This is a genomic window from Vibrio sp. B1FLJ16 (assembly GCF_905175385.1).
Lineage (GTDB): Bacteria > Pseudomonadota > Gammaproteobacteria > Enterobacterales > Vibrionaceae > Vibrio.
This window is the reverse complement of the sequence record NZ_HG992749.1, coordinates 143259-160594: the sequence shown is the minus strand read 5'-3', so window position 1 is coordinate 160594 and position 17336 is coordinate 143259. Positions and strand designations below refer to the sequence as shown.

At 48.5% G+C, this 17336-nt stretch carries 19 protein-coding genes; 6 read left to right on the top strand and 13 right to left on the bottom strand.

Translation table 11 applies throughout. The features are described 5' to 3' along the window. Nucleotides 1-57: 57 nt before the first annotated feature. Nucleotides 58-825, bottom strand: a complete 768-nt coding sequence (gene bioH, locus KHN79_RS00765; RefSeq protein WP_182009845.1) for a pimeloyl-ACP methyl ester esterase BioH — start codon at nucleotides 823-825, stop codon at nucleotides 58-60. 84 nt (nucleotides 826-909) lie between these two features. Here bioH and KHN79_RS00760 point away from each other — a divergent pair, with 84 nt between their 5' ends. The 4 genes from KHN79_RS00760 (at nucleotide 910) to cysQ (ending at nucleotide 4156) form a co-directional block, all read left to right on the top strand. Beyond that, nucleotides 910-1632: a ComF family protein gene (locus tag KHN79_RS00760; protein WP_182009846.1), complete on the top strand. Its 723-nt coding sequence runs from the start codon at nucleotides 910-912 to the stop codon at nucleotides 1630-1632. Nucleotides 1633-1716: 84 nt separating this feature from the next. Then, complete coding sequence (gene nfuA, locus KHN79_RS00755) at nucleotides 1717-2301, top strand: Fe-S biogenesis protein NfuA (RefSeq protein ID WP_182009847.1); 585 nt, start codon at nucleotides 1717-1719, stop codon at nucleotides 2299-2301. 431 nt (nucleotides 2302-2732) lie between these two features. Next, nucleotides 2733-3293, top strand: coding sequence for an ADP compounds hydrolase NudE (nudE, locus tag KHN79_RS00750; RefSeq protein ID WP_182009848.1), 561 nt, complete (start codon nucleotides 2733-2735; stop codon nucleotides 3291-3293). Nucleotides 3294-3328: 35 nt separating this feature from the next. Next, nucleotides 3329-4156, top strand: a complete 828-nt coding sequence (gene cysQ / locus KHN79_RS00745; RefSeq protein WP_182009849.1) for a 3'(2'),5'-bisphosphate nucleotidase CysQ — start codon at nucleotides 3329-3331, stop codon at nucleotides 4154-4156. 288 nt (nucleotides 4157-4444) lie between these two features. On the opposite strand, the gene KHN79_RS00740 is transcribed toward cysQ, so the two are convergent. The 12 genes from KHN79_RS00740 to gspC are packed head-to-tail and all read right to left on the bottom strand — an operon-like array spanning nucleotide 4445 to nucleotide 15787. Then, the gene (locus KHN79_RS00740) at nucleotides 4445-5206 is read right to left on the bottom strand and encodes a type II secretion system protein N (protein WP_182009850.1); all 762 of its coding nucleotides are present in this window, start codon (nucleotides 5204-5206) and stop codon (nucleotides 4445-4447) included. Nucleotide 5207: 1 nt separating this feature from the next. After that, nucleotides 5208-5699, bottom strand: a complete 492-nt coding sequence (locus KHN79_RS00735; protein ID WP_182009851.1) for a type II secretion system protein M — start codon at nucleotides 5697-5699, stop codon at nucleotides 5208-5210. A 7-nt stretch (nucleotides 5700-5706) separates the two neighbouring features. Further along, a complete protein-coding gene (gene gspL, locus KHN79_RS00730) occupies nucleotides 5707-6906 on the bottom strand; it encodes a type II secretion system protein GspL (RefSeq protein ID WP_182009852.1) in 1200 nt (399 codons plus the stop codon). Next, complete coding sequence (gspK, locus tag KHN79_RS00725; RefSeq protein ID WP_182009955.1) at nucleotides 6875-7885, bottom strand: type II secretion system minor pseudopilin GspK; 1011 nt, start codon at nucleotides 7883-7885, stop codon at nucleotides 6875-6877. Before gspK ends, gspL begins: the two co-directional genes overlap by 32 nt. Beyond that, complete coding sequence (gene gspJ, locus KHN79_RS00720) at nucleotides 7878-8579, bottom strand: type II secretion system minor pseudopilin GspJ (RefSeq protein ID WP_182009853.1); 702 nt, start codon at nucleotides 8577-8579, stop codon at nucleotides 7878-7880. The genes gspK and gspJ overlap by 8 nt, the downstream gene beginning before the upstream one ends. Before the next feature lies 1 nt (nucleotide 8580). Continuing rightward, the gene (gene gspI / locus KHN79_RS00715; RefSeq protein WP_182009854.1) at nucleotides 8581-8970 is read right to left on the bottom strand and encodes a type II secretion system minor pseudopilin GspI; all 390 of its coding nucleotides are present in this window, start codon (nucleotides 8968-8970) and stop codon (nucleotides 8581-8583) included. Continuing rightward, the gene (locus tag KHN79_RS00710; RefSeq protein WP_182009855.1) at nucleotides 8957-9556 is read right to left on the bottom strand and encodes a prepilin-type N-terminal cleavage/methylation domain-containing protein; all 600 of its coding nucleotides are present in this window, start codon (nucleotides 9554-9556) and stop codon (nucleotides 8957-8959) included. Before KHN79_RS00710 ends, gspI begins: the two co-directional genes overlap by 14 nt. Before the next feature lie 30 nt (nucleotides 9557-9586). Next, nucleotides 9587-10030, bottom strand: coding sequence for a type II secretion system major pseudopilin GspG (gene gspG, locus KHN79_RS00705; RefSeq protein WP_182009856.1), 444 nt, complete (start codon nucleotides 10028-10030; stop codon nucleotides 9587-9589). 59 nt (nucleotides 10031-10089) lie between these two features. Next, nucleotides 10090-11307 carry a type II secretion system inner membrane protein GspF gene (gene gspF / locus KHN79_RS00700; protein WP_182009857.1) on the bottom strand — a complete coding sequence of 406 codons (1218 nt, stop codon included), beginning with the start codon at nucleotides 11305-11307 and terminating at the stop codon, nucleotides 10090-10092. Continuing rightward, nucleotides 11307-12809, bottom strand: coding sequence for a type II secretion system ATPase GspE (gspE, locus tag KHN79_RS00695; protein WP_182009858.1), 1503 nt, complete (start codon nucleotides 12807-12809; stop codon nucleotides 11307-11309). Before gspE ends, gspF begins: the two co-directional genes overlap by 1 nt. Further along, on the bottom strand, nucleotides 12809-14830 hold the full coding sequence (gene gspD / locus KHN79_RS00690) for a type II secretion system secretin GspD (RefSeq protein WP_182009859.1): 2022 nt from the start codon (nucleotides 14828-14830) through the stop codon (nucleotides 12809-12811). The genes gspE and gspD overlap by 1 nt, the downstream gene beginning before the upstream one ends. Nucleotides 14831-14866: 36 nt before the next feature. Further along, entirely contained in the window at nucleotides 14867-15787 is a 921-nt protein-coding gene (gene gspC / locus KHN79_RS00685; protein WP_182009860.1) for a type II secretion system protein GspC, read from the bottom strand. A gap of 253 nt (nucleotides 15788-16040) precedes the next feature. On the opposite strand from gspC, the gene hslR reads away from it, so the two are divergent. Together hslR and hslO are read left to right on the top strand one after the other, a co-directional pair. Next, nucleotides 16041-16427: a ribosome-associated heat shock protein Hsp15 gene (hslR, locus tag KHN79_RS00680; protein ID WP_182009861.1), complete on the top strand. Its 387-nt coding sequence runs from the start codon at nucleotides 16041-16043 to the stop codon at nucleotides 16425-16427. A gap of 33 nt (nucleotides 16428-16460) precedes the next feature. Further along, nucleotides 16461-17336, top strand: coding sequence for an Hsp33 family molecular chaperone HslO (gene hslO, locus KHN79_RS00675; RefSeq protein WP_182009862.1), 876 nt, complete (start codon nucleotides 16461-16463; stop codon nucleotides 17334-17336).

Sequence of the window (17336 nt, the reverse complement as noted above, 5' to 3'; positions counted from 1 at the left end):
CCTGAACTTTATATCGTCCATTTTTTAAACAACTTTAGTTTTTTAACGATCCAGATGTTAGCGGTAAGCAAATTCCCGGACCTGCTCGCAAAAAGCGTCATGTTCCGTCATGAACGGGGCATGAGAAGACTGGCTGAAGATGGCGTGCTCTGTATTGGGTAGCAGTTCATTCAGATCGCTGGCAACTTTAATCGGCACCAGACCGTCTAGTCGCCCGTACAAACGCAACATGGGCATCGTCAGTGAAGCCAGTTCCTCACGCAGATCCACGTCCGCTAAGATATTTAAGCCTACCAGCAGAGAAGCTGGGTTAGGCTGAGGGCGTGAAAGTACCGCCTGTTTGAGCACTTTTACGTCTCTGCGTGCGGATGGACTGCCCATAGCCTGCAGCGCCATAAAACGCTCGATAGTGAGCGAGAAATCTTCAAGCAGCTGCTCAGTAAATGCACTCAGCACCTTCGGCTGAATTCCCCTCCAGGGCTTCTCCGCTGCAAATTTAGGAGAGCTGGCAACCGTAATCAGCTTACTGACACGTTCCGGTGCACTGAGAGCAATATGAGTGGCAACCAGGCCACCTAAAGACCAGCCAAGCCATACCGCTTTATCGGGGGCATCCTCAAGAACCAATTGCGCAATATGATCTAAGTCTTCGCCATGTTGCTTCGCGCTGTGACCATATCCCGGGAGGTCAACCACATGCACGCGAAAACCAGACTGAAGAGACTCAACAGTTTGCTGCCAGACCGCACCATTCATTCCCCAACCGTGCAACAACACCAAATCCGGTCCCTGACCAAACGACTGCCAGTGTAAATTCGTGCTCATGCTCTCAGTTTCTCCCACTAAACTTATTCCTTAAGGTTTTTCTACAGCGTTAGTCTGTGCAAAAACTAACCTTGAATGGGCGCTATGTTATCTCATCACTGGCAAAACATCATGCATCATGTGCTCGGCAGTCAGTGTGGTTTGTGCAGGCTTCCGCTGGACAACACAAACCCGCCTAATGCTCTTCGTTGGTGCGGCCAATGCTTTCAGTCACTTGCCCCGATAAAAAGATGCCCTGTCTGCGGTTTAACAATGAAGGATGAAGAGGAAAATCATATATGGTGTGGTCAGTGTTTAACCGAGCCACCGCCATGGCAGCGACTCATCACACTCGGCGATTACGACTTTCCGCTTGCGCGCGAAGTACAACGCTTTAAGGATAATGGCGATCTCTGGCACGTCGACGCACTGACTCAGCTGCTAGCGGAACGCATTACTACGCCCGCCCCGCTCATCACCACTGTACCTTTACACTGGAAGCGCTATATATCTCGCGGATTTAACCAAAGTGACATACTCGCCAGACGCTTAGCTGCCCATCTTCAAAGCGATGCAGACTGCCGGATATTTCGTCGGGTCGCGCACGCAGGATCACAACGAGGCCACAATAAATCTCACCGGGAACACAACCTGAAAGGTGCGTTTGTCCTCAATAAAAAACCATTGAGTAAACATGTAGCGATTGTTGACGATGTGGTTACCACTGGCAGTACTGTCCGACAATTATGCCAATTACTACTTGAAGTTGGCGTAGAAAGCATTGATATTTACTGCATCTGCAGAACACCTGCTCCTACTTCGGTCTAGAGCTCTTCTTCAAAAAAGCTAGATCCAGACGCTAACAAGAGTAGAATAGCAGCAGTAACCTACAAATTTACTCGGGTATTCGTCGTGTCAAATATTACTATTACAGAAACTGCTCAAACGCATTTCGCTAATCTTTTAGGTCAACAGCCTGAAGGTACTAACATTCGTGTTTTCGTTGTGAACCCTGGTACACAAAATGCTGAATGTGGTGTGTCTTACTGCCCACCAGAAGCGGTGGAAGGAACTGACACTGAGTTCTCTTACAGCGGCTTTTCAGCATACATTGATGAGCTGAGCCTGCCATTCCTTGAAGACGCTGAAATCGACTTCGTTACAGATAAAATGGGTTCTCAGCTTACGCTGAAAGCACCAAACGCTAAAATGCGTAAAGTTGCTGATGATGCACCATTGGTTGAGCGAGTTGAGTACGCAATTCAAACTCAGGTTAACCCACAACTTGCAGGTCATGGTGGCCATGTAAACCTGGTTGAAATCACTGAAGAAGGCGTTGCTATTGTGGCGTTCGGTGGCGGCTGTAATGGCTGTTCAATGGTGGACGTAACACTAAAAGAAGGCATCGAGAAAGAGCTGCTAAACCAGTTTAGCGGTGAGTTGACAGCTGTACGTGATGCTACTGAGCACGACCGCGGTGACCACTCTTACTACTAAGCGACTAGGGCCTGTTGATCTTTCGCGGTTAATTTTTGTTCGAGATAAAAGCGTTTTAATCGAGGCGAGAGGTTTGTAGCCTAGTTATTCTAAGCAAAACACCTCTCAACAAAGAGTAAGACGCTTTTATCCGAACCCTTCGGGCAGCGTTTGTGGGGCCTTTTTACTGCGTTATCGGCTTATCAGGTAGAATAACTACATTTCAAAGCCTCTGCCTTGTATAAAAACCCCACAAACTGCTGCAAAAATCAGCGAGAAAGATCAAAAGACCCTAACACTAAGCTTAGAGCAGTGACTGAAAATGGGAGACGTATGTCTCCCATTTTTGTATCTGGTGGTGGTTAATACAACAAATTCCAGCTAGAAACTCAGGCAGACTTTTCATATATTAAGAATCTTACTATGAGTCACGACACCAAGGAGCCAGCGCTATGTCGAAAAGGACCCCACCAGAGATTCTCTCTTGTCAGACGGTCGCGAAATCAAAACTGTTTGCAGTGGAAGCCCTCGACCTTCGCTTTTCTAATGGTGAGCACCGTACCTATGAGCGCCTGAGACCAAGCGGCCGGGATGCGGTCATGATTGTGCCTGTCACTGAGCAGGGAGACCTGTTGTTAGTGCGTGAATACGCCGCAGGTACTGAACGTTATGAGCTTGGGTTCCCTAAAGGCCTCATCGACCCGGGCGAAACACCGCATCAGGCCGCAGATCGTGAGCTCAAAGAAGAAATCGGCTTTGGCTGTAATCAGCTGACTCCTCTGAAGCAAGTGATTCTCGCACCATCTTACTTCTCAAGTAAAATGACCCTGTTTTTAGGTCAGGCGCTGTATCCGGAAAAACAAGAAGGTGATGAGCCAGAACCTCTGGAAATTGTGCGCTGGCCGCTGGCACAAGCTGAAGAGCTGTTAACACATATGGATTTCTGCGAAGCGCGCAGCATCACCGCATTGATGTTAGCGCTGAGACATTTAACTCACAATAATAATCAATAAAAGCGAAGAATCGTTGTGAGTAAGGACCACCACTAATGCCTATGACAAAAGATCTATCTCACCTGCTCCCTCAGGTTATCGAAATTGCCCGTAGCGCCGGGCAACTGATCCTCGATATCTACCAAAAGAAACAATACGAAGAATATACTAAAAGCGATGAAACCCCGGTCACCAGCGCTGACATTGCCGCGCACAAACTCATTACAAAACGCTTAAGCGAGCTGACACCAGACATTCCGGTACTGTCTGAAGAGGCTGCGGATATCAGTCTGGAGCAACGAGCGCAGTGGCAACGTTACTGGCTGGTTGACCCGCTAGACGGTACCCAGGAATTTATCGCACGTAGTGGCGACTTCGCTACCATCATCGCATTGGTCGATAATAACCAGCCCACCATGGGAGTGGTGTACGGCCCGGTTTCCGGCGTGACGTATTATGCGTACAGCGGAAAAGGAGCGTGGAAAATTCCTGACATGTCTGAAAGTGTAAGAATCCGCACTCATAAGCACGAACAACCCGGGCAAAGTATTGCGATTGCGATCAGCCGCCGTCAGGACATCAACCGCATAACCGGCCGTATGAGCAGTGCCTGGAACTACGAACTGATCCCTCTGGGCTCTGCGGCGTTAAAGGCATGCCTGGTTGCCGAGGGAGCGGTGGATTGTTACCTGCGATTAGGCCCGACCGGCGAGTGGGACACCGCAGCAACACAATGTATCGTTGAAGAAGCCGGCGGCCGAATCCTAAGTACTAAATTAGAGCCCCTTTCTTACAATGAGCGGGAAACTCTCGAAAACCCTAACTTCATTGTGTTAGGTGATGAAGCGTTACCCTGGGATAACATCCTGCAGCGCAAAGATTAATTGCAAACCATCACAAAACAATCCAATAAGGCCACGAATCCCGTTCGTGGCCTTTTTTTGTTCTACAGCATATCCTGTACAGCGTTAAGACTATTTGGCCTACCATGTTCCAAAAGCTATTCAAGCTGTACAAAATCCAGTTACCGTTTATATATCAAAAACTTAATAAAACCCTCTATAAGTGACACTTTCCATGTACAGCAATTAGAGGGTTTGGCCTGCCATGATCCAAAACCAAAAAGAGCTGCACATTGGCAGCTCTTTGTCGTCTTTGATTAAGAGGTTAAGTTAAAAACGTCCTTTGTAATCGAACTCATACTGACCTTGCGAATTCGGATTACCTAACCACTGCAGCTGCTCACTCATCGCTGCAGGAAATTCCAACCCCGGCTTAAACCACGCTTTGGTCGAATAACGTAGGTTAGGCATCAGCTCAGCAGAGAAAGCAGCAGACACCTGCGGACTTTGTTGTTGCCCTGAAGCGCTCAGCACACTGTCTTCACAACTCAGATTCGTAACGACAGGACCGAGATCTAAACTCCCGAGCGGGCTTTGAATTCCGCTGGCACTCCATACCAGAGTACCCTCTCCCGTTTTACACCAGGGACTCGCGTAGGTCGCATGATGGATATTGAGTTCCAGCTGACCTTCAACACCGACTGGTACAGGCAAAGGTGCCAGCTCAATCAACTTAACTGCTGGTAACGATGCCACCAAGTTTTTCGCGTACGCACCACCGAATAAGCTATAGCCAACGAAACCCCGGCCTCGCATTTCCGTATCACTGCCACGGCCGAAGCGCACCGAATACTCCGCTTTGCCCGTCAATAAAGCTGACCACTGAAAGTCCCAGCTCAGCTCTCCCAGGTTCCGGCGTTGCCAGGAAACACTAGCTGCCTGGCCCTGCCATACCGTGCCCTGAGCTCCCTGAATATCTAACCCTCGTAAACTCGGACTTTGATTGAGCACCCAGGATACCGGTATCCCCGTCAGTAAACTGACAGAGAAAAAGGAGAAGAAGATGGCGACGTACAGTACTACTCGTTTCACTTTATCCTCGCTTAAACTGCAAGCGGTTCACATCAATCATGCCCGCTTGATCGGTTCGGTCAATATCTAAGAACTCCACCTCAATACCTTGTTGTTCTTTCAGATGACGCAGCCAATCAATCAACTGGTTAAAGGCTAACGGTTTTATCCATACCTGGACACTCTCGTTACGTGGCTGCACACGGATCAGTTCCACTTTAAAACGACGCGCCGAAGAAGAAACTAACTGGTTAAGTGGCTGATTAGAGTAAGTTACGCCCCCGCTCTTGCGTAATGCTGTAATGTCATCAGCTTTATCTTGCACCCACTCGAGAAGCTGTCTTTCGCTCTGGATTCTCGACTGCGCCAACTCAGCTCGCTGGCTAACAGGCTGCAAAATACCCCAATATATGAGGCCAATAATCACTAATGCACCACAACCCATCACCATACGCTGCTCACGCTGTGAGATACTGCTCCACCAGGTTTGAATCTGAGAGATTAAATTCTTCATCTGCACCTCACAAACGCTTCAGAACAAAACTGCCCATCACAACCTTTCCGTTGCGATTAAGCTGTCCTTGCTCAACATTAAACTTTTCAGCAAGCTTGACACGAGCCTGCTCAAAAGGCTGGAAGTCAGAGCTGCGGGCCTGAATTCTGACTTCACTGCGCTGACCATCATATTTAAAGCTGGTGATTTCCAAATCTTTAACCTGACCGAGTGTTGAAGGGAGCGCAGCCAACCATGACAACATGGCTTCATCACTCGAATTACCGGACAAGCGACGCTCTTCATCTGTCATCTGACGCTTAAGATAACTCACTGTCGGAATACGTTTTCTATCCGGGAATATCTGACGGAAAACCCGCTCACTTTCCGCCCGGTAGGCTTCTGCCTGTGCCTCGTACTGGTGTACCATCAGCAACTGTTGAGCCACTATAGCCACCAGTAACACTCCGGCCGCAATGCTGGCTTTTTGCCATACTTTCCAGTACTTACCCCATGAGGATTTAGGCTTAAATTCTCCGGTGAGTAAGTTGGTTTTACTTTCTGTCACCCCTTTGGCTAATAAAGCCATGGTCATCTCTTCTGGCTGGGGTACCCATACTTCGCTGATATCAGACTCAGGCACCGAGCTGTAACAATCCAGTTTCCAATCTTCATGATTTTGCAAATAAGAAGAGAGATAGAGATCTAACCATGAAACATCAACCACGGCACCTTCAGCCTGGGAGTGACGAATAAGCCATTGATCACCTATTGCAGCCGCGCTGCTGTGCTCATTAAACGGCAGTGCCAGAACATCTGGTAGTAAGCGCTTGATGAACATTCCCTGAGCAGAGAAGCGCTGCAGGACAGTCTGAACCCAGGCACGATCCACAGCACATATTTGCGCCTTACCTGACTGCTTGCTTAATACGGTAAAGTGCAGGCTGTCGACATCCTGTGCGACTTCATCTTCCACCAGATATGGCAGCATGGTGTCGAACTGGCGCTCCGCGCCCGGTGGAATATCCACTTGAGTGAGCACCACATCGTTACCTGCCAGCAAAGCGATCACCGGACGCTGACCGGCATAAGACACCAGATCGTCCAGGTACTCCCACCCGGCCACTTCGCCGCTGGCAATCACTTCCTGCTGCCCTGTCGACCACACCACCCAAGGTATGGTACTTTGTTGTTCGCTACTCAGCCGAACGGTCAGAAACTCGCTCACTGATCCCTCCAAAACGACGGCGCACAACCGTCACCGTATCTCTGTTTGTACTTTGCAAAAGGCTGCGGATTCGCACGCGAGATTCATCCACCAGCACTTGTGCATCTAATTCGAAGAAGGCACTGTCAACGCCCAGATAAGCCCTAGCCTCTTTCGTCATGTTTTCGTTCAAGCCAGCCAGTTCTGACTCAGCTAAAAATGCTTCGATGTTATTCCATCCGTCAAACGGACGCTTTTCTATAAGCTGCACCGCATCACTATTGCTCAGTCCCGGCGAAAACATCGCTACTAATATCGGGGCTTGCTCAGCCTCGATAGTATTCACATTCAGACGCCAGTCATCACTTGGCAGTGCACAAACCAACGGTGCTAACTTTTGGTAAATTTCACCGCTTACCTGATAGACCGATCTCAGTTCTGTTTTATCTGCCATCCAGCTGTTCGCAGCTAAATAAGCAGGAGTCATCGATTCGTATGTACTGTCTTCCACACCAGTGGTGGATCTGACATCTGAATCACTGTCAATGTATTCCCAGGCTGAATCTGCAATCACTTCCGCCTGATAAGGCTCAACCTCAGACTCCTCCAGTAAGCGCTGCAGGACCTGAACCAGGTAAGGCCTTGTAGTTTGCTGCCCCGTAGGCTGAACTGCGCTCAGTACGTTGAGGTTGAAACAGGCTTGTTTATCACGGATATGCCCGGTAGCCTGGCCATAATCGAGCGGATAAACCTGATCTCTGATCGCCCATGGCTGGCTCATATTGATGGTATCGGAATCCTTGTAGCTCTGTTCAATGGCCACTTTGGCCAGGGCCTCGACCCCGATGCTATACCAGTAAGCCTGCTGGTAATGAAGCTGGTTACCACCACGCTTAAACTGAACAAACAAACGCTCAGACATGCTGGCAGCTACCGTCGTCATAATCGCCAGCAACATAAGAACGATGAGTAAAGCAACCCCTCTCTGACGTTTAACCATTGTCATCCGTCTCCGATGCAGCCAGTGTTCCGTCTGGAGTAAGATACGTTCGGGTGATCTTGCCGTAATCCTTGAGCGTCAACACCACCGATACCGCTTTGGGTAAAATGTCACTGCTGTTCCACTCATTTAGCCACTGTTTGCCATCATAGAAGCGCAAATCGAAAGACTCGACCTGAGTCAGTAGCGGCATAACGACGGCTCCCTGCCCCGTTGGTGTATCCGGGTAGCGCCACCATACACGCTGCAAAGTTTCACCTTTTAAGCGGTAACCGACTTTGGTGACTTCTCCGCGGGGAAACTGCTGCTGCGGATTGTGCCATCCCGTGCGTGCAAACATCACTCCTTTGGCGTCTGAATCCAGCAAGTAATCAGACCAGAAAATCAGTTTACTGCCGGGCTCTTCGCCTTCGGTTCGCATGCGACGCAAAGCCATCTGACGAAAGTCGTTATCCATCATTACCATGTTTCGCTGCAGCTCGTTCAGACGCGCTGTGCGCTCCTGAGACAACAGGTTACTGCGCTGTACCTGTGACACCACTTGATACGCCGCGACGCTGAGGCTGGCGAAGATAGCAATCGATACCAGTACTTCAATCAGGGTGAAACCTTTACCTCTGCTGCGCTTAGCAATGGAATCACAATGAGCAACGGAATGGTGCTTCACCACCGGCTTCTGTCTACTTCGCCACATGCTACTTAGCCACATAGCTTCTTACCGTCACAACAGGGCTCGCGTTTTTATCTGTCGCGACACTCACATCAAATGCTTTCAGCAATGGCTGCGTCGTGGCGACCGGGGAAACCTTCCAGTACCAAGTACGCCCAGCCAGCTCTTCGGTGCCATTTTTGGCTTTAAGCTCACCGGTATCCAGCATCACGCTGGCCATCTGGTTATCCACAACCATTGCTGCAAACATTTTTTCTTCTAAGTAACTGACGGTATTGATGTGCTGACTCACAGAACGAATCACACTAATTGCCGCTGTCGCAAAGATTGCCAGTGCAACCAACACTTCCAGTAACGTCATGCCCCTTGCCCGGGGGCTGCTCAAATTTGGATGAGGTTGTTTAAAATCTCGCATTCTCATCCTCTTCGGCCTCTTCTCCAGGTGCTAGCAATACGATCTGGCCTGATTCTTTACCCACCACACGCCATCCATCAGTAAAAGCATCACCGTTTTCAGGAAAAAAAGACAAGATAAATGGCGTCAGTTCTGCACTTGAAAAAACAAACACTTGCGGAGGTTTAACTTTATTCTCCTCTTCTTGTTCGGCGAACATGTCTTCATCAAACAAAGTGCCCGGCTCAAACAAGCGGTCATCCTCTGCCCAAGCACCTCCGCCCAATTCCAGCTGCAATGCGACGTTACCTTCCAGGGTATTTTTACTCGGAATTTGCTTCATTTCTAAAGGCTTCCAGCCCTCGGCGGTCAGACTCAGCAAACTGTACGTCGACTTGGCATCATCCACTCTTACACCAAAGTCTTTACCGCTTAGTACGGCCTCTTCATTAAGTAACTGCAAACGCTGAAAAAAGCTATGAGCGTATTGTTTAGAAAGGTCTTTCTGACTGGTGGGCAATGTCGAGATTACCGCTACGGCAGTAAGGGAAAGCAGCACCAGCACCAATAGAATTTCTATTAATGTAAAACCGTTATGTTTTCGCATCTGCATCACCGGTGCTGGCTTTTACTCTTTTTACTGGAAGTCTTGCATGTTCCAGTTGCCGATATCCGAAGCCGGACCTTCACCACCTTCCTGAGCATCTGCACCTAGTGTGAAGATATCAATAGTGCCGTTATCGCCTGGGCTCAGGTACTGATACTCGTTACCCCAAGGGTCGTTTGGCAGACGCTTGATGTAACCACCGTCACGGTAGTTACGTGGTTCCGGGTTTGAAGGTTTACTTACCAATGCGTCTAGGCCTTGGTCGGTTGTCGGGTAAACACTGTTATCCAGCTTGTACATGTCTAACGCATTTTCCAGCGCAACAATATCTGTTATCGCTTTTTGCTGGTCTGCCTTTTCTTTGTTACCCAAAAGGTTTGGAACAACGAAACTTGCCAGAATACCCAGAATAACAACGACAACCATGACTTCTAATAGTGTGAAGCCGTTTTGCTTACTACGCTTAAATTTCATTTTTTTCTCCGAAAGTTAGATTCAGCCATGTATTGACTATACACGCCTTAATCTGAATTTTATCCACTCATCAAATTATTCATTTCCAGCATTGGCATCAAGGTCGCCATGACAATAAACAGCACAAGACCTGCCATTAATGCGATCAGGGCTGGCGTAAACACACCTAATGCAATGTTGATAGTAGATTCAAAGTTTTGATCCTGATTGTCCGCTGCACGGGTTAGCATGCTTTCCAGCTCGCCACTCTGCTCGCCACTGGCAATCATATGTAGCATCATTGGCGGGAACAGACGGGTTTGATCGAGCGCCTTACGTAAACTTGCCCCTTCACGAACATTATCCGCCGCCACCAGTACTTGCTGTTTCACGTAACGGTTTGACATGACGTCAACAGCAACCCGCATTCCCTCGAGAATCGGAATGGCGCTGGACGTACAGATCGAAAGCGTACGGGCAAACCTCGCGGTATTCAGACCTCTGGAAATTTTACCAATCAGCGGCAAGCCGAGTATTTTTTTGTCCCAGGCAAGACGAAAACCAGGCTTTTGCAACGCAACCTTGAGGCCGTAAAAGAACGCCAACAGCACCACAAATATAATCAACCCCCATTGCTGAACGAACTCACTCGACGCTAACAGGATTTGTGTCGATTGCGGAAGTTCCTGCCCCATCTGAATGATGGGTTCGACGATTTTCGGCACAACTGTCGCCAATAGTAATGAGACAATCCCTATCGCGAATACAACTAAAACCACGGGATAAATCATGGCCTGCAACAATTTCGACCGCATTTTTTGCCGGTTTTCCACATAGTCAGCCAGACGCTCCAGCACCGCATCTAAATGACCTGATTTTTCACCGGCTGCGACCATAGAGCGAAACAGTTCATCAAATACGTGCGGATAGTCACTCAGGCTCTCTGCCAATGGATAACCTTCGGTCACTTTTGATCGTACTGCCGCCATCATAGATCGGATCCGTGGCTTTTCTGCCTGTTCAGAAACCGCTCTAAGACACTCTTCAAGTGGCATACCCGATTGCACCAAAGTTGAAAGCTGACGAGTTATCAAAGCCAGCTCAGCAGTCTTGATACCGCGCTTAAAGCCCACCGAACCTGAAGACTTGGTGGCCTTTGCTTTAGTTTCCACGACTTCAACAGGAATCATCCCCTGCTCTTTCAAACGCTGGCGTACCTGACGGGCATTGTCCCCTTCTATGGTGCCTTTCTTTTGCTTGCCTTTTGCATCCAGCGCTTTGTACTCAAATGCCGCCATTACGCTTCCTTCGTCACTCGCATCACTTCTTCAAGAGAAGTAATACCTCGACGTACTTTGCTCAGGCCGTCATCACGGATACTTGGCGTATGAGCCCGAACGGCTTTCTCAACCTCTTGTTCACCGGCTTCGCTGTGGATAAGTTCCTGAACCTTCTCATCGACCATGACAAGCTCATGGATACCGGTCCGGCCACGGTAACCTTTCTGGCTGCACGCTTCACAGCCTACTGCCCGATGCAGAGTTAAAGACTCATGTTCAGCGACACCAAACAACTTTTTCTGTTCTCTGTCTGCTTCATAGGGTTGTTTACAGTCCGGACAAAGCGTACGGACCAGACGCTGAGCTAACACGCCCAGCAGTGAAGATGAAATCAGGAATGGCTCAATCCCCATATCACGCAGACGGGTAATCGCACCAACCGCAGTGTTGGTATGCAGAGTCGACATCACCAGGTGACCGGTTAGCGAGGCCTGCACACCAATCTGCGCAGTCTCAAGGTCACGGATCTCACCGACCATGACGACATCAGGATCCTGACGCAGAATCGCACGCAGACCACGGGCAAATGTCATGTCTACTTTGGTATTAACCTGAGTCTGGCCGATGCCATCGATATCAAATTCGATAGGGTCTTCTACCGTCAGGATGTTGCGTTCGTTGCTGTTGATTTCCTGTAGACCTGCGTACAGGGTCGTTGACTTACCGGAACCGGTCGGGCCGGTAACCAGAATGATTCCATGCGGACGCTGTATAAGGTGACGGAAATTGTCATGTACTGAAGGTGTCATACCCAGACTATGCAAATCCAGACGGGTCGCGTTTTTATCTAGCAAACGCATTACCACACGTTCACCGTGTGACGATGGCATGGTAGACACACGCACATCGACCGCCCGGCCACCAATACGTAAGGAAATACGGCCATCCTGAGGTACACGCTTTTCTGCAATATCCAGCTTGGCCATGACTTTGACGCGGGAAACCAGAAGTGGTGCCAGCTTGCGGCTAGGGGTCAGTACTTCACGTAAAACGCCATCGACACGGAAACGAATAGACAGCTTTTTCTCAAACGTTTCAATGTGAATATCAGAGGCACCCTCTTTGATTGCCTCACCCAGCATGGCATTGATCAGCTTGATGATGGGTGCATCGTCTTCAGATTCGAGCAGGTCCTCATCCTGAGGTAACTCTTCTGCAAGCGAGAAAAAATCATCATTGTCAGCACCGATATCTTCCATGAGCTGACGAGCTTCAGAAGAGTCGCGCTGATACGCTTCGGTCAGTTTTTTGTCGAAGGTGTCGGGATCGATAGACTGAGGTACAAAACTTTGTTTCAGAACACGACGCACTTCAACCAGAGCCGCAGGATTAAGCGGCTCAACATAATAAAGAATAGGTGGGCGCTCTGGATGCTCTGTCTCCAGCACCAGTTTAAAGCGGTTAGCAAAACTGAATGGCAGACGACGCATACTCGGCGTTGTGTCTAACAACTCTGCCATCAGTTCATACTCATTTGGTCGATAAAGGCCTGGATTTCAGCCGGATGCTGACGGTCTTTCCCGTACTCAGGCATCAACGGAACCTTGTCGTCAGGCATCAGCTTCAGGCCTTGTTCCGCTTTGTACAACTGCTCAGCTCGAATGAAGTTATACTTGCGTTGGGTAATACCATCGGCTGTCACGCCATTACGGATAATGGTTGGCTTAATAAATACCATTAAATTACGTTTTTGCGTTTCAGTACTGGTTGATTTGAATAGATGCCCCAGTACTGGAATATCGCCAAGCAGAGGCACCTTTGACTCACTTTCCAGTGCACGCTCATCGACCAGTCCACCTAGCACCAGCATCTGACCATCCTGAATCATCACTGAAGTATTCAGCTGACGCTTAGCAAAACGCACATCTACCGCGCCATTAGCTCCCAGAACATTTGATACTTCTTGCTCAATATTTAGCTGAACCGAGTCACCCTCATTGATTTGTGGTACGACTTTCAGCTTGATACCGACTTCTTTACGATCGACGGTCTGGAATGGATTATCGTTATTCGAACCTGCAGTAGAACCAGTGATAACCGGCACTTCCTCACCGACAATAAAGGATGCTTCACCGTTATCCATTACTGTAATACTCGGAGATGACAGGATGTTCGAATTTGAATCGGTCGCTACCGCGCTGATTAATGCTGTCCAGTCACCCATTAAAATACTTACTGCCGCGCCGTTAACGCCTGACAAAGCAGAAGCAAGTGTAGAGAAGTCGCCTTCCTCAGTGTACTCACGAGTTTGCCAGCTACTCGAATCACTATCCCAGTAACTTTCTGTTTGTGTCGTGTCTTTGGCTTCTTCGAGACCTACCATCACACCACCGATAGATGCACCAGTATTACCGTACTGAACAATGGCTCCGGTTTCTAAATTCCCCCATTGCACACCCAGGTTAATGCCGTCACCCTCTGACATCTCGACAATCAGCGCTTCAATCAAAACTTGTGCACGGCGAATATCCAGCTGAGCAATCACATCTTGCAGCGCATTCATAATATCTGGCGGCGCAGTCAGTACGAGTGCGTTTGTTGCGGCGTGAGCGGCGATAACCACTTCACCACGATTTGCAGCCGGTGATTTCTGCCCTGCCTGCTTTTCTGCCTGTAAGTTGTCAGATACGCCTTTTAATACTTCAACCAAGTCTTCGGCTTTGGCGTTTTTCAGGTAGACCACCCGATTGTTACCTTTACTCGCCATCTCGACATCAAGCTGACGGATCAAACGCTTAAGACGTGCGCGCACTTTAGGATCGCCCGAGATCAAAATAGCATTGGTACGCTCATCCGCTACGATCTTAGGCTCCAGGAATTCCGGGGTACTTTTCTGGTTAGTAGTTTTGTTTAACGCTTCAACAATACGCACCATTTCTGCTGCAGAAGCATTTCGCAGTTCCACCAGCTCAATATCTTTATCGCCAGCCTGGTCGACTCGTTTAATGATTTCCGCCAGGCGATTAACCACGGCCGCACGACCTGTGATAAGAATAATGTTGGCCGGATCATAGTGAACCACGTTACCAGCACCGGCATTGTCGATCAGCTGACGCAGCAGCGGAGATAACTCACGCACTGAGACATTTCGTACAGCTACAACCCGGGTGATTACGCTATCGCCCTGCGCACTGCTATCACCCAAAACCGGAATTGCAGAAGTCTTAGAATCTTTAGCTTTAATCACTTTCAGTACGCCGTTGTCCATTTCTACAACCGCATAGCCGTATACTTCCAGTACATTAAGGAAAAAGCTGTAGTACTGATCTTCATTCAGGACGTCATAACTGCGGACGTCGATTTTTCCCCGAACCGATGGGTCAACAATAATGGTCTTTTCTAAGTTTCGTCCCACTATGTTGATGAATTCCTGGATGTCGGTACCTTTAAAGCTGGCACTAAATTCATTTGCTATCGCACCCGGGGTGCTGAGTAGGCTTCCTGCCAATAGCCAGGCACTTTTGCTTAACCAATGTTTCACATATTTCTCCCTGTACTTACGCTAATAGCCTAAGTATTACAATTGGATATAGATGTCGTACTGCTGGCCATCACGCTCAACAGTCAAATTCAGCTCTTGCGGCTCGCTCATTATTTGCATCACTTCTGCTGCAGAAGACGGATCTCTCAGGTCAATACCATTTAACTGAACAGCAATGTCGCCCGGCTCTAAACCAACATCATTAAACAGTGCAGCATCACGACCCGGAGCAACTCGATACCCCGTGATCTCGTCACCATTTTTCACTGGTGAGATACTGATGTACTTAAAAACACTCTTCGGATTTTGAGCTATCTCTTCACGGATCTGTTCTAACTTGTCAGCCGGGACAGCTGCTGCTTGCTGAGCAGGCTGAGATTGTCTAGCCTGCGGAGATTCAGATAACTTGTTGTATTCAATGCCCTGCATCATCAGGGTCTCATCGCGACCTTGGTTATCGATGATCACGCGGTCCACCAAGACGGCCTTTAGTGTCGCACGCGTACCTTCAATTTCTTCACCAACGCCATATGTCGCCTGCGAACCGCGGTTAGCAATAACTGCCAGACTGGTTTGTAATTTATTACTTGCCACTGCGCCTACGAGTGTTAGGTTCAGCCGAGTTTTTGGGGCGTCCTTAACAACAGGCTGTTCGATAACGGCCGCTTTCTGTTCGGTGTATTTACCGAATAAGTCAGCGTCTTGAAGGGATTTGAAATCAATAGTGCTACTTTCGCTGCGGACAATAGTGTTGTTCGCTGATGGTCTCCAAGGAGTCACATCAGACGTTTGAGGGATGACTAACCACACTATTTTCCCCAGTATCCAGCCAGTCAGTGCTATACATAAGCAAGTAAACAATAAACTGATCTTCGTCTGGAGCGCGTAGTTATTAGACTTAATCTGAGCCAGCAGTGGGCTGTTTGAGAATCCTGCACTCAGATCTATTCGCTTCACTAAATTGATTCCTTTCTTTCGACGTAGGTTGAACCGGCAACTATCAGGGCCGCCGACTCTATCTTGCTAAAATGACAGAAAAATTACTACTCTAAAAAAATAGCAGAGACTGTATCACAACGGAACTCTCATACCTTTTTCTTTCTCGGTTTTTGCAGTGTACCTTGAAAAAAATAAGCCTTGACTCCATCTGTAGGTGATTAATCCATCACTAACTGCCACAAACGGCAGTGGTTAGATAGCGTAGTGTCGTATGAGTTCCCTAAATGAAGCCGTCAGGCTGGATAAATGGCTTTGGGCCGCAAGATTTTATAAAACCCGCTCCATCGCACGGAACATGGTCGATGGCGGTAAAGTCCACTATAATGGCCAACGAAGCAAACCAAGTAAAATCGTTGAGCTGGGTGCCGAAATTAAACTTCGCCAAGGTAACGAAGAAAAAACGGTGATCATTGAGATAATCTCTGATCAACGCCGAGGCGCACCTATCGCCCAAACGTTATATCGCGAAACTGAAGAAAGTTTGGCGAAGCGCGAGGAGCACGCAACTCAACGCAAACTTAATGCCCACAACCCAAGTCCGGAACGCCGCCCTGATAAAAAGCAGCGCCGTGACATCATTAAGTTCAAGCACCAGTAATAAAGCCGGAAATACCAACGAGGAAATCACTCCATGGCAAATAATGTTTTAAACCGCTACCTATTCGAAGATCTTTCCGTTCGTGGCGAGTTGGTACAATTGGATGAAGCGTACCAGCAGATTATCTCCAGTAAGGAATATCCGGCAGCAGTACAAAAACTGTTAGGCGAGCTACTCGTATCAACCACTCTTTTAACAGCAACACTTAAGTTCGAAGGCTCTATCACTATCCAACTACAAGGCGATGGCCCTGTTTCTCTGGCGGTCATTAACGGAGACCACAAACAACGCATTCGTGGTGTCGCTCGCTGGGAAGGCGATATCGCTGATGACGCCGGCCTGCACGATATGATGGGCAAGGGTCATATGGTAATTACTATTGAGCCGAAAGTCGGTGAGCGTTACCAGGGCGTGGTAGGCTTAGAAGGCGATACGCTGGCAGAAGTACTGGAAGGCTATTTTGCAAACTCTGAACAGCTGAAAACGCGCCTTTGGATCCGCACCGGTGAATTCGAAGGCAAACAGCATGCTGCAGGTATGCTGATTCAGGTGATGCCTGACGGTACCGGCTCTCCTGATGATTTCGAGCACCTGGAGCAGCTTACCGACACCGTGAAAGACGAAGAACTGTTCAGTTTGGAAGCTAACGAACTGCTGTATCGCCTGTATAATCAGGACAAAGTACGTCTTTACGAACCTCAACCGGTTTCATTCCAGTGTGGTTGTTCGCGTGAACGCAGCGGTGCCGCAATCATTACGGTTGAGAAATCTGAAATTTATGACATTTTAGCCGAAGAGGGATCGGTTTCGTTACATTGTGATTACTGTGGCACAACATACACATTTGATGAATCTGAAATTACCGAACTCTATACGCAAGCCACTCCAGACAATAAAACACTGCATTAA